Origin of the sequence: Pseudomonas sp. UYEF17 (genome assembly GCF_040546125.1) — a bacterium.
Classification (GTDB): domain Bacteria; phylum Pseudomonadota; class Gammaproteobacteria; order Pseudomonadales; family Pseudomonadaceae; genus Aquipseudomonas; species Aquipseudomonas putida_Z.
In genome coordinates, this window is record NZ_JBEPNE010000014.1 from 91,614 (window position 1) to 106,203 (window position 14,590).

Consider the following 14,590-nt stretch of genomic DNA (forward strand, 5'->3'; position numbering starts at 1 on the left):
CCGTGGGTTGCCAGCGAGGTGGCAATGTGCTGTATGCTTGGCGGGTCTTCAGGGCGGGGTGAAAGTCCCCACCGGCGGTAAATCGAAAGATGAGCCCGCGAGCGCCCCGGCCATGCCGGGGGTCAGCAGATCTGGTGAGACTCCAGAGCCGACGGTCATAGTCCGGATGAAAGAAGGCGTCAGGCAGGGGCCATCCGGGCGCCCCTGCGCGCGCATTTTGTTCGCCCCGAGACGTTCATCGATCATTCACGAGGAGCGTTTCATGTCCACCAGGCACCACCCGCAATTCCCCAATGTCAGCGCTGCCATCGCCGCCTTCCAGGCCGGGCGCCCTGTACTGCTGCTCGACGACGACGACCGCGAGGACGAAGCGGACATCATCGCCGCCGCCGAGAACATCTCGCTGCAGACCATGGCCATGATGATTCGCGATTGCAGCGGCATCGTCTGCCTGTGCCTGGACGAGGCCACCGTCGACGAACTGCAACTGGCACCGATGGTGCAGAACAACCAGGCCCGCCATGGCACCGGCTTCACCGTCACCATCGAGGCGGCGGAAGGCATTACCACCGGGGTGTCCGCCCAGGACCGCATCACCACCATTGGCGCGGCACTGCGTTCCACTGCGGAGCAGCGCCATATCGTCAGCCCGGGGCATGTGTTCCCGCTGCGCGCCCGCAATGGCGGGGTGCTGACCCGCCGTGGCCACACCGAAGGCTCGGTGGACCTGGCACGCCTGGCCGGGTTGCGCCCGGCGGCAGTGCTGTGCGAACTGATGAACCCCGATGGCACGATGGCCCGTGGCGAGCAGGTGGCGGTGTATGCGCGGCAATACAATCTGCCGGTGCTGACCATCGAGGAACTGGCGCGGTACCGTGAGGCCATGCTGGAGCTGGAAGCAGAGCCAGCCTGATCCCGCACCGGGTTCAAAACTGACACAGTGTCTGTAGGAGCGGCCTTGTGTCGCGAAAGGGCTGCAAAGCAGCCCCAGCAATTTGTGCGTCTGCGCTGAAACCCTGGGGCCGCTTTGCGGCCCTTTCGCGACACAAGGCCGCTCCTACAATTGACCGCGTTAAGCGATCGGGTGGCCGGAAGTTTGCTCCCCCCGCCCCGCTCTGCTAGTGTCGCGCCGTTCTGAATGCCACCGAGACAGTCGCCATGGCCCGCAAAAAAGCCTCCCTCGATTTCGAGCAATCCCTCGCAGACCTGCAAGCACTGGTCGAGCGCCTGGAGAACGGCGAGTTGTCGCTGGAAGAGTCGCTGGCCGCCTTCGAGCAAGGCATCGCCCTGACCCGCGATTGCCAGGGCGCCCTGGCCCAGGCCGAACAGAAGGTGCAGATCCTGCTGGAACGCGATGGCGAACTGGCAGCACAGCCCTTCGACGCGGAGCCGGAAGCATGATCGGCACCTACCAGGCCAGCTGCCAGGCGCGGGTCGACGCCGCCCTCGAACCGTTGTTCGTCGCCCCGACCAAGGAACTCGAACGCCTTTACGCCGCCATGCGCTACAGCGTGATGAACGGTGGCAAACGCGTTCGTCCGCTGTTGGCCTATGCGGCCTGCGAAGCCTTGGGCGCCCCTGCCGAACAGGCCAACGGCGCAGCCTGTGCGGTGGAACTGATCCACGCGTACTCGCTGGTGCATGACGACCTGCCGGCCATGGATGACGACGACCTGCGCCGCGGCCAGCCGACCACCCACAAAGCCTTCGATGAAGCCTGCGCGATCCTCGCCGGCGATGGTCTGCAGAGCCTGGCCTTCAGCGCCCTGCTCGACCCGCGCCTGAGCCCGCAGGCCGACAGCATTCGCCTGGCCATGGTCCAGGCCCTGGCCAAGGCTGCCGGCCCGGCAGGCATGGTCGGTGGCCAGGCCATCGACCTGGGCTCGGTTGGCCTGAAGCTGGACCAGCAGGCCCTGGAGTTCATGCACCGGCACAAGACCGGTGCGCTGATCGAAGCCAGCGTGCGCCTCGGCGCCCTGGCCAGCGCCCGCGCCGAACAGGCGCAACTGGATGCCCTGCAGACCTATGCACAGGCCATCGGCCTGGCGTTCCAGGTGCAGGACGACATCCTCGACGTGGAAAGCGACACCGCCACCCTGGGCAAACGCCAGGGGGCCGATATCGCCCGTGACAAACCGACCTACCCGGCACTGCTGGGCCTGGAAGCGGCGAAGGCCTACGCGATCGAACTGCGCGACCAGGCGCTGGTCGCACTGCAAGGGTTCGGCGAAAAGGCCGAACCGCTGCGGGCGTTGGCGCGTTACATCGTCGAACGCCGCAATTAAGCAACGACACCAATCCCTGTGGGAGCGGGTTTACCCGCGAATGCGATGTTGAGTTTACCGCCGCATTCGCGGGTGAACCCGCTCCCACAGGGGCCGCGTAACCCGTGGTTGAATGGGCAGTATTTCCTACAATGGGGTAAACTGCCGCGTCTTCACACACCTATAACGACTCGCCTGATGCCCACGACGTTTCAAGAGATCCCCCGCGAACGCCCGGTCACGCCGTTGCTCGACCGCGCTGACACGCCTGCCGGCCTGCGCCGGCTGGCCGAAGCCGACCTGGAGACCCTGGCCGACGAACTGCGCCAGGAACTGCTCTACACCGTGGGTCAGACCGGTGGGCATTTTGGTGCCGGCCTGGGTGTCATCGAGCTGACCATCGCCCTGCACTACGTCTTCGACACCCCCGACGACCGGCTGGTGTGGGACGTGGGCCACCAGGCCTACCCGCACAAGATCCTCACCGGGCGCCGTAACCGCATGCTCAGCCTGCGCCAGAAGGACGGCATCGCCGCATTCCCGCGCCGCAGCGAGAGCGAGTACGACACCTTCGGCGTCGGCCACTCCAGCACCTCGATCAGCGCCGCACTGGGCATGGCCATTGCCGCCCGCCTGCAGAACAGCGACCGCAAGTCGATCGCGGTGATCGGCGACGGCGCGCTGACCGCCGGCATGGCCTTCGAGGCGTTGAACCACGCCCAGGAAGTCAACGCCGACATGCTGGTGATCCTCAACGACAACGACATGTCGATTTCGCGCAATGTCGGCGGCCTGTCCAACTACCTGGCCAAGATCCTCTCCAGCCGCACCTACGCGAGCATGCGCGAAGGCAGCAAGAAAGTGCTGTCGCGCCTGCCGGGCGCCTGGGAAATCGCCCGCCGCACCGAGGAGTACGCCAAAGGCATGCTGGTGCCGGGCACGCTGTTCGAAGAACTGGGCTGGAACTACATCGGCCCGATCGACGGCCACGACCTGCCGACCATGATCGCCACCCTGCGCAACATGCGTGACCTCAAGGGCCCGCAGTTCCTGCACGTGGTGACCAAGAAGGGCAAGGGCTTCGCCCCGGCAGAGATCGACCCGATCGGCTACCACGCCATCACCAAGCTGGAGCCGGCCGACAAACCCGCCGCACCGAAGAAAGCCAGCGGCCCGAAATACTCCGCGGTGTTCGGCCAGTGGCTGTGCGACATGGCTGCCGCCGACAACCGCCTGGTGGGCATTACCCCGGCGATGAAGGAAGGCTCCGACCTGGTCGACTTCAGCGAGCGCTACCCGGAGCGTTACTTCGACGTGGCGATCGCCGAGCAGCATGCCGTGACCCTGGCGGCCGGCATGGCCTGCGAGGGCAGCAAGCCGGTGGTGGCGATCTACTCTACCTTCCTGCAGCGCGCCTACGACCAGCTGATCCACGACGTGGCGGTACAGAACCTCGACGTGCTGTTCGCCATCGACCGCGCCGGCCTGGTCGGCGAAGACGGCCCGACCCATGCGGGCAGCTACGACCTGTCGTACCTGCGCTGCATCCCGGGCATGCTGGTGATGACCCCAAGCGACGAGAACGAGCTGCGCAAGATGCTCAGCACCGGCCACCTGTACAACGGCCCGGCGGCTGTGCGCTACCCGCGTGGCACCGGCCCGAACGCGCCGATCAGTGGTGACCTGAAACCGCTGGAAATCGGCAAGGGCGTGGTCCGTCGCCAGGGCGAGAAAGTCGCCTTGCTGGTGTTCGGCGTGCAACTGGCCGAGGCCATGCAGGTGGCTGAGCAGATCAACGCTACCGTGGTCGACATGCGCTTCGTCAAACCGCTGGACGAGGCACTGGTGCTGGAACTGGCCGCAAGCCATGAGCTGCTGGTGACCATCGAAGAAAACGCCATCATGGGCGGTGCCGGTGCTGCTGTGGGTGAGTTCCTGGCCAGCCAGGCAATCGTGAAACCGCTGCTGCACCTGGGGTTGCCGGACATCTATGTCGAGCATGCCAAGCCTGCGCAGATGCTGGCTGAGTGTGGGCTTGATGCGGCCGGGATCGGGGCTTCGGTGAAGGCTCGTATGGCCAAGCTCGGGTTGTAATCCCTGGGGCCGCTTTGCGGCCCTTTCGCGACACAAGGCCGCTCCCACAAAGGTCGTGCAAGCACCAAGCCTTGCGCAATCCCTGTGGGAGCGGCCTTGCGTCGCGATCGAGGGCGCAGCCCTCGCAAAAGCTCACTTGGGCGTTGGCGCGTTAGCCTCGAGCAGCGCACACAAGCGCGCCGTAGCTTCGATCATCTGCCCACTGGGCCGCTCCAGGCCTTTGTCTGGCACCACCAGTAAACGATCATCGGCAACCGCACGCAGTTGCGGCCAGGCCTTCCAACTCTCCAGCTGCGCCTCATCACCCGCCAGAATGACCTGCGGGTTGCGCAGCAGCACAGACTCCACATTTACCTGCGGCGCCGGCTGGGTGAGATCGGCGAAGACATTACGCGCGCCGCAAACGGCCAGGGCATCGCTGACCACCTGCCGGCCACCGAGCGTATACAGCGGTCGGTCCCAGACCTGGTAGAACACCTGCAGGGGCTCGTCCCGTCGATACTGCTGGCGCAGCTGCCGCAGCCGGTCACGCAGGGCCTGGGCGTACCGATGGCCCTGTTCGGCACGGCCGATTCGTTCGGCGATGGCTTCAATCTGCTCGATCAGCTGGTCGATGTCATGGGGTTCTGCGCTGTACGTAGCGATACCCAGGCGCTTGAGCTGGTCGCGTTGGGCCGGCGGCACGCTGCCCGGCCACAGCAGCAACAGGTCGGGGCGCAGGCTGAGCAGGCGTTCGAGGTCCAGCTGCCCCTGGCGCCCCACCGAGGGCAGCGCGCGCAGCGCCGCCGGCCGTTCGCCACCGTCGAGCACACCTACCAGCAGGTCATCGGCCTGCAGTTCGAGCATGATCTCGCTCATCGACGGGGCCAGGCTGACCACCCGCAGGGGTTCGGCGGCCAGTGCGGAACAGACGAACAGCGCCAGCAGGCCGGGCAGCAGGCGCATCAGCCGAGCTGGCGTGGAATGCGATAGAGGTACAGCACCACTGCGGTGGACAACGCCAGCAGGATCTGCGGCACCGCCTCGAGGCCGACCAGCACCGACAAGGCGGCGACCCAGGCCGGGAAGCAAGCATACAGCATGGCCAGGCGCCGCACCCGCGCCAGCTCGATCCAGGCGGCGGGCTCTTCACCAGTGCCGAGCACCTTGGACGTGGCGATGAGGGCGCGCTTGTAGGCACCGAAGCGCGGCAGGCTGAGGAACATGGTCGCCGCACCGGCAATGAACAGTGGCATGGCCAGCACCGAGGCCAGCGCATCACCACCACCGAAGGCCCAGGCCATCACTGGCAGCGGCACCAGGCCCACCGCCAGGTACTGCCACCAGGCCAGCGCCAGGCGCCGCTTGACCTCGGCGCGGGTCACGCCTGAGGCACCTCGCCCTGGTGCTCGTTACCCAGCATGTGGCCCAGCTTGCCGGCCTTGGTTGCCAGGTAGTAGCGGTTGTGCGGGTTGTGCCCGGTGTGCAGCGGTACGCGCTCGGCAACGACGATGTTCATGTCGGTCAGGGCTTTGACCTTGCGCGGGTTGTTGGTCATCAGGCGCAGCGACTTCACGCCCAGGTGCTCCAGCATCGGCAGGCACATGGCGTAGTCGCGCTGGTCGGCGGCAAAGCCCAGGCGCTCGTTGGCCTCGACGGTATCGGCGCCACCATCCTGCAGCTCGTAGGCGCGAATCTTGTTCAGCAGGCCGATGCCACGGCCTTCCTGACGCAGGTACAGCAGCACGCCACGGCCTTCACGGGCAATGGCCTGCAGCGCGGCTTCCAGCTGCGAGCCGCAGTCGCAGCGCTGGCTGAACAGGGCATCGCCGGTCAGGCACTCGGAGTGCAGGCGCCCCAGCACCGGCTGGCCGTCCGCGATGTCACCCAGGCTGAGCACCACGTGCTCACGGCCAGTGGCTTCGTCGAGGAAGCCATGCATGGTGAAGGTCGCGAAGGGAGTCGGGAGTTTAGAGGCGGCAACAAAGACGACGGGCACGTTGTGCTCCTGGAATAAGTTGAAAATTTCTCGTGGGCCGATTGTATCAGCAGGTTGGGGGATGTGGGCTGGCTGAATACCGTGGCTTAAGATCGAAAAGTTCGATGCTTATTAGGCCATCGATCAACCCTGCCCCCTACGCGGGCTTCTGTGGGAGCGGGTTTACCCGCGAAGAAGGTAACGCGGTGCCTGGCACCGGCTTCGCCGGTGTTCGCGGGTAAACCCGCTCCCACAGGGACCGCACAGGCCTTGGTGCTCTGGCCTCAATGCGGTTTGCTATTCGGGCTGAACGGATACGGCTGCTGCCAGTGCTCGAAGATCGGCTTCAGCTCGCCACTGCGCACCAGCTCGGCCATGCGCTTGTCGAACAGGTCGCGCAGGGCCTTGGCCTGGGCGTTGCGGGCAAAGGCCAGGTACAGCGGCAGCTCGGCCACATGGGTGCGGCGGAAGCGCTCGGGTTGGGAGGTCTGGCCGAGCACGTAGTCGACCTCGGTCAGCGCATCGATGTAGTAGTCCACGCGGTCATGCTCGAGCATCGGCAAAATGCCTTCGCGGCGCTGGACTTCGCGAAAGTCATGCACATTGGGCAGGTAGCTGCCGAAATCGTAGCCACGCACCCAGGCCAGGCGGTACTGGCCTATGGTCTGCTGGGTAGGCACAGGCTTGCTGACCAGCCCCAGGGCGTAGATGTGGTCCATGTCGAAGTGCCAGCGCGGGTACAGGTTGTCGTCGTTCTCGTCCTTGTACGAGCCTACCCAGGCGTCAGCCTCGCCACGCTTGACGAGCCCGATCGCACGGCTGTAAGGCGCGCTCTGGGTCACCACCTTGACCCCGGCCGGCTCGAACACCTTGCGCAGCACGTCCCAGGCCACCCCGGTGCCGTCGGCGTTGGTGTAGTCGAGCCACTCTTCGCTGACCAAGTGGATCTGCTTCGGCACACTTTCGGCAGCCGCCGCCCACGGGGCAAGGCTCAGCAGCATTGCCAGCAGCACCGTCCTCATGGCCATTCACACGCTCCCTGTATCAGGCAACCGCCCACACCAGAACCTGCATCCCCAGCCAGGCAAACACGCCGGCCAGGATATCGTCGAGCATGATCCCGACACCCCCATGCACATGGCGGTCGACCCAGCGGATCGGCCACGGCTTGAGGATGTCGAAGAAGCGGAACATCAGGAACCCCGCCAGCAGCCACTGCCAGCCTTCCGGCACCAGCCAGAGGGTTATCCACATGCCGACGATCTCGTCCCAGACAATACCTTCATGGTCGTGCACGCGCAGGTCATTGGCGACCTTGCCGCAGAGCCAGAAGCCGAACAGCATGCTCACGCCCAGCAACAGCCAATAGCCCCAGTCGGGCAGCATCTGCCACAGCGGAATGAACGGTATGGCCACCAGCGAGCCCCAGGTGCCCGGCGCCTTGGGCAAGGTGCCGGAACCAAAACCGAAGGCGATGAAGTGCCACGGGTTGCGCCAGACCGAAGGCGGAACGAACTCCGCAGGCACCTGGTTGGGGTGATCGGTCACGGTGTCTCCCTAAAATGTTGATAGCCGCGTTGCCGCGGGGTGATGTCCTGGCCCTGCTGATCGCGCAGGCTGACACCCTGCCCTTCGAGCACCCGCCCGATGACATGGAACGCCGCCAGGCCTTGTGCCTGCAGGGATGAAAGCTCGGCTGGCGGCAAGGTGAACGCCAGCACATAGTCGTCGCCACCGGTCAGCGCCGCCTGCACGGCCGCCTCGGCACCGAGGAACCCCTGCAAAGCGGCTGACACCGGTACCTGCTCCAGGTTCACCTCGAGCGCCACACGGGAGGCCTTGGCGATATGCCCGCAGTCGGCCAGCAAGCCGTCGGAAATATCCAGCGCCGAGGTGGCACACCCGCGCAGCAGTTGGCCCAGGGCGAACTGTGGCGATGGCGACCAGTAATGGTCGAGCAACGGTTGCGCCAGCGCGGCATCGACCTGGCGCTGGCCCAGTACTAGCGGCAAGGCCCCCGCCGCGTTGCCCAACTCGCCACCAACGCACAGCAGGTCGCCCGGACGAGCGCCGTCACGGCGCAACGCCTGCCCCGCCGGAACCCGGCCGAACACGGTCATGGTGATACTCAGGGGGCCACGGGTGGTATCGCCACCGATCAGGCTCAGCTGGCAGTGGCCGGCCATGCGGTTGAGGCCGCTGGCATAGGCTTGCAGCCAGTCGGCGCTGACCTCGGGCAAGGTCAGGGCAAGGGTGAAACCGATGGGGGTGGCGCCCATGGCAGCCAGGTCGCTGGCCGCCACGGCCAGCGAGCGCTGGCCGAGCAACCAGGGGTCGCACACCGCCGGAAAATGCACCCCGGCAACCAGGGTGTCGGTAGACACCGCCAGTTGCTCGCCGGCGGGAAGGCTCAGCAGGGCGCAGTCGTCACCGATGCCCAGGGCCACGCCTTCACCGCCTTGCGCACAGGGCGCGGCGGCGAAGTAATGGCTGATCAGCTCGAACTCACCCATGGTCCGCAAGCGCCAGGATCAGCGCTTGTTCGCCTTGACTTCTGCTTCGCGCAGGGCCGGGGCGAGCTTGTCCAGCACGCCGTTGACGAACTTGTGGCCGTCGGTGGCGCCGAAGACCTTGGCCAGTTCCACGCCTTCGTTGATCACTACGCGGTACGGTACATCAACGCGCTTGATCAGTTCCCAGGTGGACAGGCGCAGCACGGCCAGCTCGACCGGGTCGAGCTCTTCCAGTGCGATGGTCATGCACGGCACCAACGCTTTGTCGATTTCGCCCTTGATTGCCGGGACCCCATGCAGGATCTCGCGGAAATAGGCACCGTCGACATCGGTGAAATCGTTATCGACCCGGAACTGCGCTTCGATCTCGTTCAGCGAATGCTGCGCCATGTGCCACTGGTACAGTGCCTGGGTCGCGAGCTTGCGGGCTTCGCGGCGCTTGGCGCTCTTCGATGGCTTGCCGGCATCCGCAGGTTTTGGATCGCGCGGGTTGAAACGATCGCTTTCGTCGCTAATCACTTGGCCTCCAACTGCGCCAGCAGGCTGACCATTTCCAGAGCGGACAGGGCAGCTTCAGCACCTTTGTTGCCGGCCTTGGTGCCGGAACGCTCGATGGCCTGTTCGATGGAGTCGACGGTCAGTACGCCGAAGGCCACCGGAACACCGAACTCCATGGACACCTGGGCCAGGCCCTTGGTGCATTCGCCCGCCACGTATTCGAAGTGCGGGGTACCACCACGGATCACGGCGCCCAGGGCGATGATCGCGTCGTAGGCGCCTTGCTGGGCGACCTTCTGTGCCACCAGCGGGATTTCGAATGCACCCGGGGCACGGATGATGGTGATGTCGCTTTCGCTGACACCGTGGCGTACCAGGGCGTCAACGGCACCGCTTACCAGGCTTTCGACGACGAAGCTGTTGAAGCGGCCAACCACCAAAGCATAGCGACCTTTGGGGGCGATGAAGGTACCTTCGATGGTCTTCAGGGTCATTCCGATATTCTCATCTTCAAGAGCGAGGCCGCATGCTGGCGGCCTCGACAGGGGTATGGACTCGAGCTGGAGGGCGTCACTGCCGCCTCAAGTCACTCGGAGGGCACGTATTCTACAACTTCCAGATCGAATCCGGATATCGCGTTGAACTTCATCGGCGAACTCATCAGGCGCATCTTGCGCACACCAAGGTCACGCAGGATCTGCGAACCGGCACCCACGGTGCTGTAGGTGGTCGGTGCCTTGGCGGGTGCATCGCCGGCGCTTTCGCGGATGTGCGCCAGCAGCACGTCGCCGTCCAGCGGGTGGCCCAGCAGCAATACCACGCCGCTGCCGGCCTCGGCCACGGCGGCCATGGCGGCGCGCAGGCTCCAGCGGCCCGGTTGCTTGACCAGCAGCAGGTCGCGCAGCGGGTCCATGTTGTGCACGCGCACCAGGGTCGGCTCTTCGGCGCAGATCTTGCCCAGGGTCAGGGCCATGTGCACGTCGCCTTCCACCGCGTCGCGGTAGGTGACCAGGTTGAACTCGCCCAGCTCGCTCTCCACCGGTTGCTCGGAGACGCGCTGCACGGTGCGCTCGTGGATCATGCGGTAGTGGATCAGGTCGGCGATGGTGCCGATCTTCAGGCCGTGCTCGGCGGCGAACACTTCCAGTTCGGCGCGGCGCGACATGGTGCCGTCGTCGTTCATCACTTCGCAGATCACGCCGCTCGGCTCGAAACCGGCCATGCGCGCCAGGTCGCACGCGGCCTCGGTGTGGCCGGCACGGGCCAGGGTACCGCCAGGCTGGGCCATCAGCGGGAAGATGTGGCCAGGGCTGACGATGTCTTCGGCCTTGGCGTCCTTGGCAGCGGCCGCCTGCACGGTGCGTGCGCGGTCAGCGGCGGAGATGCCGGTGGTGACACCTTCGGCGGCTTCGATCGACACGGTGAACTTGGTGCCGAAGCCCGAGCCGTTGCGCGGTGCCATCAGCGGCAGCTTCAGCGTTTCGCAACGCTCGCGGGTCATCGGCATGCAGATCAGGCCACGGGCGTGCTTGGCCATGAAGTTGATGTGCTCGGGCAGGCAGCACTCGGCTGCCATGATGATGTCGCCCTCGTTTTCGCGGTCTTCGTCATCCATGAGGATGACCATTTTGCCCTGGCGGATGTCTTCGACCAGTTCTTCGATGCTGTTGAGCGCCACGCGGCACCCCCTTCTCAATCAGGATTTCAAGAAGCCGTTGGCGGCCAGGAAGCTTTCGGTAATGCCACTGCCCTTGCTCGGTTCGGCGGCCTTGTCACCCAGCAGCAGACGCTCCAGGTAGCGGGCCAGCAGGTCGACCTCAAGGTTTACCCGACGCCCTGCACGGTAGTCGGCCATGATGGTTTCGGACAGGGTGTGCGGGACAATGGTCAGCTCGAACTCGGCGCCATTGACCTCGTTGACCGTCAGGCTGGTGCCGTCGACGGTGATCGAACCCTTGTGGGCGATGTACTTGGCCAGTTCCTTCGGTGCACGCACGCGGAACTGGATGGCGCGGGCGTTATCGCTGCGCGAGATGATTTCGCCGACCCCGTCGACGTGGCCGCTGACCAGGTGCCCGCCCAGCCGGGTGGTGGGGGTCAGGGCTTTTTCCAGGTTGACCTTGCTGCCGCTCTTGAGGTCGATGAAGGCGGTGCGCTTGAGGGTTTCGACGCTGACGTCGGCCCAGAAGCCGTCGCCCGGCAGTTCGACGGCGGTCAGGCACACGCCGTTGACGGCGATGCTGTCGCCGAGCTTGACGTCACCCAGGTCGAGCTTGCCGGTTTCGACGTAGACGCGCACGTCGCCACCCTTGGGGGTCAGGCTGCGGATGGTGCCGATGGATTCGATGATGCCGGTGAACATGGGGTCTTCCTCAAAAACGGTTTGCGCGGGGCAAGCCTGGCATTATACGCCGGGCGCCGGCAGGGGGATGGCCGTGACCCGCCAGTCATCGCCCACTGCGCGCATTTCGGTAATTTTCAGTCGCGGCGCTTCGCTCATCTTGTCCAGTGGCCAGTCCAGCAGCGGGCGGGCCTGGGAACCGAGGAAAGTGCCGGCGACGAACAGCTGGTACTCGTCGATCAGGCCTTGCCGGGCGAAGGCGCCGACCAGGCCGGCACCGGCTTCCAGCAGGATTTCGTTGACGCCACGGGTTGCCAGGGCCTGTAGCAGCGCCGGCAGGTCTACCTGGCCATTGTCACCCGGCAAGCTGAGCAGTTCGTGGCCGGCAGCGGCATAGCGCGGGTCATCTGCGACAGCGGTCACCACCAGTGCCGGACCAGCCTGGAAGAACGGTGCATCCAGCGGCAGGCGCAGGCGGCCATCGACCAGCACGCGCAGCGGTGTGCGGCTGAGTGCCAGGGCGGTGGTTTCGGCGTCCAGGCCCAGCTCGGCGCCGCGCACGGTCATCCGCGCGTTATCGGCCAACACGCTGGCGGCGCTGGTCAGCACCACGCTGGAGCGGGCGCGCAGGCGCTGCACCGCCGAACGGGCGGCCGGGCCGGTGATCCACTGGCTTTCGCCACTGGCCATGGCGGTGCGGCCATCCAGGCTCATGGCCAGCTTGGCACGAACGAACGGCAGGCCGTGCTCCATGCGTTTGAGGAAACCGGGGTTGAGTGCGCGGGCCTCGGCCTCGAGCACGCCGCTGGCCACTTCGATACCGGCCTCGGCCAGGCGCCGCAGGCCCTGCCCCGCCACTTGCGGGTTGGGGTCCTGCATGGCGGCTACCACCCGTGCTACCCCGGCCTTCACCAACGCTTCGGCGCACGGCGGCGTGCGGCCATGGTGGCTGCACGGTTCGAGGGTGACATAGGCACAGGCGCCACGGGCACGCTCACCAGCCTGTCGCAGGGCATGCACTTCGGCATGCGGCTCGCCGGCGCGCACATGCCAGCCTTCACCGACCACCTCGCCATCGCGCACGATCACGCAGCCTACGCGCGGGTTCGGGTGGGTGGTGTACAGGCCCTTGCGCGCCAGCTCCAGCGCGCGGGCCATGTAGTGGGCGTCGAGGATGGCAGCTTGGCTGGGCATGGTCACTCTTTAGCTGGCTCGCGAGCCAGGCGGTCGATTTCTTCGCGGAACTCGTCGAGGTCCTGGAAGCGGCGGTAAACCGAGGCAAAACGGATATAGGCCACTTCGTCGAGCTTGCGCAGCTCGGCCATGACCATCTCACCCACCACCAGCGATTTGACTTCACGCTCGCCGGTGGCACGCAGGCGGCTCTTGATATGCGCCAGCGCAGCTTCCAGGCGCTCGACGCTGACCGGGCGTTTTTCCAGTGCCCGCTGCATGCCGGCGCGCAGTTTTTCTTCGTCGAAGGGTTGGCGCGTGCCGTCCTGCTTGATCAGCCGGGGCAGCACCAGCTCGGCGGTTTCGAAGGTGGTGAAGCGCTCGCCGCAGGCGACGCATTCGCGGCGGCGGCGCACCTGCTCGCCCTCGGCGACGAGGCGAGAGTCGATGACCTTGGTGTCGTTGGCACCGCAAAAGGGACAGTGCATGGTGGCAGGCAACAAAAAAAGGGAGGGCCATGGTAGCGCATCCCACTGGCAAGACAAGCCAAAGGGGTTAACATCCATGGGAAATCTGCCCGTGAAGGACTACCCCATGCACTACCGAGCGCTCGTCGTGCTGTGCTGCGCCGCCCTGCTCGCCGCCTGCGGCAGCGACAGGCCGAAGCCCGACACCCCTCCGGCACCCACGCCAGCCCGCACGGCCAAGCCGGCCGCAGTACTGGGCCCGCTGCCGGCCTACCAGCGCGAGCTGAGCGGCACCTTGCTGGCAATCCCGGCCGGTGCCGACGTGGAGCTGGCCTTGCTGGTCATCGATGAACGCGACCGCCCACAACGCCTGCTGGCCAGCAGCAACCTGACCGGCACCGGCCAGGCCCTGCCCTACCAACTGCGCTTCAACCCCGAGGCCTTCCCCGCCGGTGCCCGGGTCGAGCTGCGCGGCCGCGCCAGCAGCTCTGGCCAGCTGATCATGCACCTGCCGCCGGTGCGAATTACCCAGGCCCAGACCCAGGCCATCGGCCCGCTGCGTTTCGAGAAGGCGCCGTAAGTGGCGCCAGTCTCCCTACAACAGCCCCTGCAACAGGCCCTCAGCAGTCTGATCGGCGAAGCGCGTCTTGTCGTCAGCGCGCTGCCCGGCTGCGACCTCAAGCTGTGGCTGATCGACGACCAGAACATGGACCGCGCCTTCAGCAGCGAAGAGACCCGGCGCATTCTTGAAGAACCGCCCTACTGGAGCTTCTGCTGGGCCAGCGGCCTGGCCATGGCCCGTTACCTGGCCGAGCACCCGGAATGGGTAGCCGGCAAGCGCGTGCTGGACTTTGGCGCCGGCTCCGGTATCGCCGGTATTGCTGCCGCCCGCGCCGGTGCGCTGGAAGTGGTGGCCTGCGACCTCGACCCGCTGGCACTCGATGCCTGCCGCGCGAATGCCGCGCTGAACGGGGTGGAACTGGGTTACAGCAGCGATTTCTTCGCCGAAGACGATCGCTTCGATCTGATCCTGGTTGCCGACGTGCTGTACGACCGCGCCAACCTGCCGCTGCTGGATGCCTTCCTCGGCCGCGGGCGCCAGGCGCTGGTGGCCGACTCGCGGGTACGCGACTTCAGCCACCCGCTGTACCAGCAGCTGGGCGTGCTGGAAGCGCTGACCCTGCCGGACCTGGCCGAGCCGCACGAATTCCGCCGGGTCAGCCTGTACCACGCCAGCCGCGACACCTTATAGTGGTGTTATCCACGAGTTTGCGAGAGTCGCG

Annotated in this window: 18 protein-coding genes and 1 riboswitch; of the genes, 6 read left to right on the forward strand and 12 right to left on the reverse strand. The window is 66.0% G+C overall.

The window, feature by feature from the left end; translation table 11 throughout:
* Positions 1-40: 40 nt before the first annotated feature.
* Positions 41-182: riboswitch (FMN riboswitch) on the forward strand.
* An 80-nt stretch (positions 183-262) separates the two neighbouring features.
* The 4 genes from ribB (at position 263) to dxs (ending at position 4,358) form a co-directional block, all read left to right on the forward strand.
* Positions 263-913 carry a 3,4-dihydroxy-2-butanone-4-phosphate synthase gene (ribB, locus tag ABIB24_RS19455; protein ID WP_137162882.1) on the forward strand — a complete coding sequence of 217 codons (651 nt, stop codon included), beginning with the start codon at positions 263-265 and terminating at the stop codon, positions 911-913.
* 245 nt (positions 914-1,158) lie between these two features.
* The gene (locus ABIB24_RS19460) at positions 1,159-1,401 is read left to right on the forward strand and encodes an exodeoxyribonuclease VII small subunit (RefSeq protein WP_003255380.1); all 243 of its coding nucleotides are present in this window, start codon (positions 1,159-1,161) and stop codon (positions 1,399-1,401) included.
* Positions 1,398-2,285, forward strand: coding sequence for a (2E,6E)-farnesyl diphosphate synthase (gene ispA / locus ABIB24_RS19465; RefSeq protein WP_039614624.1), 888 nt, complete (start codon positions 1,398-1,400; stop codon positions 2,283-2,285). Before ABIB24_RS19460 ends, ispA begins: the two co-directional genes overlap by 4 nt.
* Before the next feature lie 177 nt (positions 2,286-2,462).
* Positions 2,463-4,358 carry a 1-deoxy-D-xylulose-5-phosphate synthase gene (gene dxs / locus ABIB24_RS19470; RefSeq protein ID WP_354317030.1) on the forward strand — a complete coding sequence of 632 codons (1,896 nt, stop codon included), beginning with the start codon at positions 2,463-2,465 and terminating at the stop codon, positions 4,356-4,358.
* Positions 4,359-4,490: 132 nt separating this feature from the next.
* On the opposite strand, the gene ABIB24_RS19475 is transcribed toward dxs, so the two are convergent.
* The 12 genes from ABIB24_RS19475 to nrdR form a co-directional block, all read right to left on the reverse strand.
* Positions 4,491-5,303, reverse strand: coding sequence for a cobalamin-binding protein (locus ABIB24_RS19475; RefSeq protein WP_137162880.1), 813 nt, complete (start codon positions 5,301-5,303; stop codon positions 4,491-4,493).
* Positions 5,303-5,722: an MFS transporter gene (locus ABIB24_RS19480; protein ID WP_075044459.1), complete on the reverse strand. Its 420-nt coding sequence runs from the start codon at positions 5,720-5,722 to the stop codon at positions 5,303-5,305. Before ABIB24_RS19480 ends, ABIB24_RS19475 begins: the two co-directional genes overlap by 1 nt.
* A complete protein-coding gene (gene ribA, locus ABIB24_RS19485; RefSeq protein WP_003260612.1) occupies positions 5,719-6,336 on the reverse strand; it encodes a GTP cyclohydrolase II in 618 nt (205 codons plus the stop codon). The genes ABIB24_RS19480 and ribA overlap by 4 nt, the downstream gene beginning before the upstream one ends.
* 263 nt (positions 6,337-6,599) lie before the next feature.
* Entirely contained in the window at positions 6,600-7,343 is a 744-nt protein-coding gene (locus tag ABIB24_RS19490) for a substrate-binding periplasmic protein (protein ID WP_354317032.1), read from the reverse strand.
* A 16-nt stretch (positions 7,344-7,359) separates the two neighbouring features.
* On the reverse strand, positions 7,360-7,863 hold the full coding sequence (locus ABIB24_RS19495) for a phosphatidylglycerophosphatase A family protein (protein ID WP_004376077.1): 504 nt from the start codon (positions 7,861-7,863) through the stop codon (positions 7,360-7,362).
* Entirely contained in the window at positions 7,860-8,828 is a 969-nt protein-coding gene (gene thiL, locus ABIB24_RS19500; protein WP_354317034.1) for a thiamine-phosphate kinase, read from the reverse strand. The genes ABIB24_RS19495 and thiL overlap by 4 nt, the downstream gene beginning before the upstream one ends.
* Positions 8,829-8,846: 18 nt before the next feature.
* Entirely contained in the window at positions 8,847-9,347 is a 501-nt protein-coding gene (nusB, locus tag ABIB24_RS19505) for a transcription antitermination factor NusB (protein WP_003255393.1), read from the reverse strand.
* On the reverse strand, positions 9,344-9,820 hold the full coding sequence (ribH, locus tag ABIB24_RS19510; protein ID WP_003255395.1) for a 6,7-dimethyl-8-ribityllumazine synthase: 477 nt from the start codon (positions 9,818-9,820) through the stop codon (positions 9,344-9,346). Before ribH ends, nusB begins: the two co-directional genes overlap by 4 nt.
* A 92-nt stretch (positions 9,821-9,912) precedes the next feature.
* Complete coding sequence (gene ribBA, locus ABIB24_RS19515) at positions 9,913-11,004, reverse strand: bifunctional 3,4-dihydroxy-2-butanone-4-phosphate synthase/GTP cyclohydrolase II (protein WP_016484697.1); 1,092 nt, start codon at positions 11,002-11,004, stop codon at positions 9,913-9,915.
* An 18-nt stretch (positions 11,005-11,022) separates the two neighbouring features.
* Entirely contained in the window at positions 11,023-11,688 is a 666-nt protein-coding gene (locus ABIB24_RS19520) for a riboflavin synthase (protein ID WP_003255399.1), read from the reverse strand.
* 42 nt (positions 11,689-11,730) lie between these two features.
* Positions 11,731-12,861 carry a bifunctional diaminohydroxyphosphoribosylaminopyrimidine deaminase/5-amino-6-(5-phosphoribosylamino)uracil reductase RibD gene (gene ribD, locus ABIB24_RS19525; protein ID WP_354317038.1) on the reverse strand — a complete coding sequence of 377 codons (1,131 nt, stop codon included), beginning with the start codon at positions 12,859-12,861 and terminating at the stop codon, positions 11,731-11,733.
* A 2-nt stretch (positions 12,862-12,863) separates the two neighbouring features.
* Complete coding sequence (gene nrdR, locus ABIB24_RS19530) at positions 12,864-13,328, reverse strand: transcriptional regulator NrdR (protein WP_003255402.1); 465 nt, start codon at positions 13,326-13,328, stop codon at positions 12,864-12,866.
* Between the two features lie 106 nt (positions 13,329-13,434).
* Between nrdR and ABIB24_RS19535 the strand changes: the two genes are divergently transcribed.
* Positions 13,435-13,887: a YbaY family lipoprotein gene (locus ABIB24_RS19535; RefSeq protein ID WP_025337521.1), complete on the forward strand. Its 453-nt coding sequence runs from the start codon at positions 13,435-13,437 to the stop codon at positions 13,885-13,887.
* Positions 13,888-14,559, forward strand: a complete 672-nt coding sequence (locus tag ABIB24_RS19540; RefSeq protein WP_354317041.1) for a class I SAM-dependent methyltransferase — start codon at positions 13,888-13,890, stop codon at positions 14,557-14,559.
* Positions 14,560-14,590: the final 31 nt, after the last annotated feature.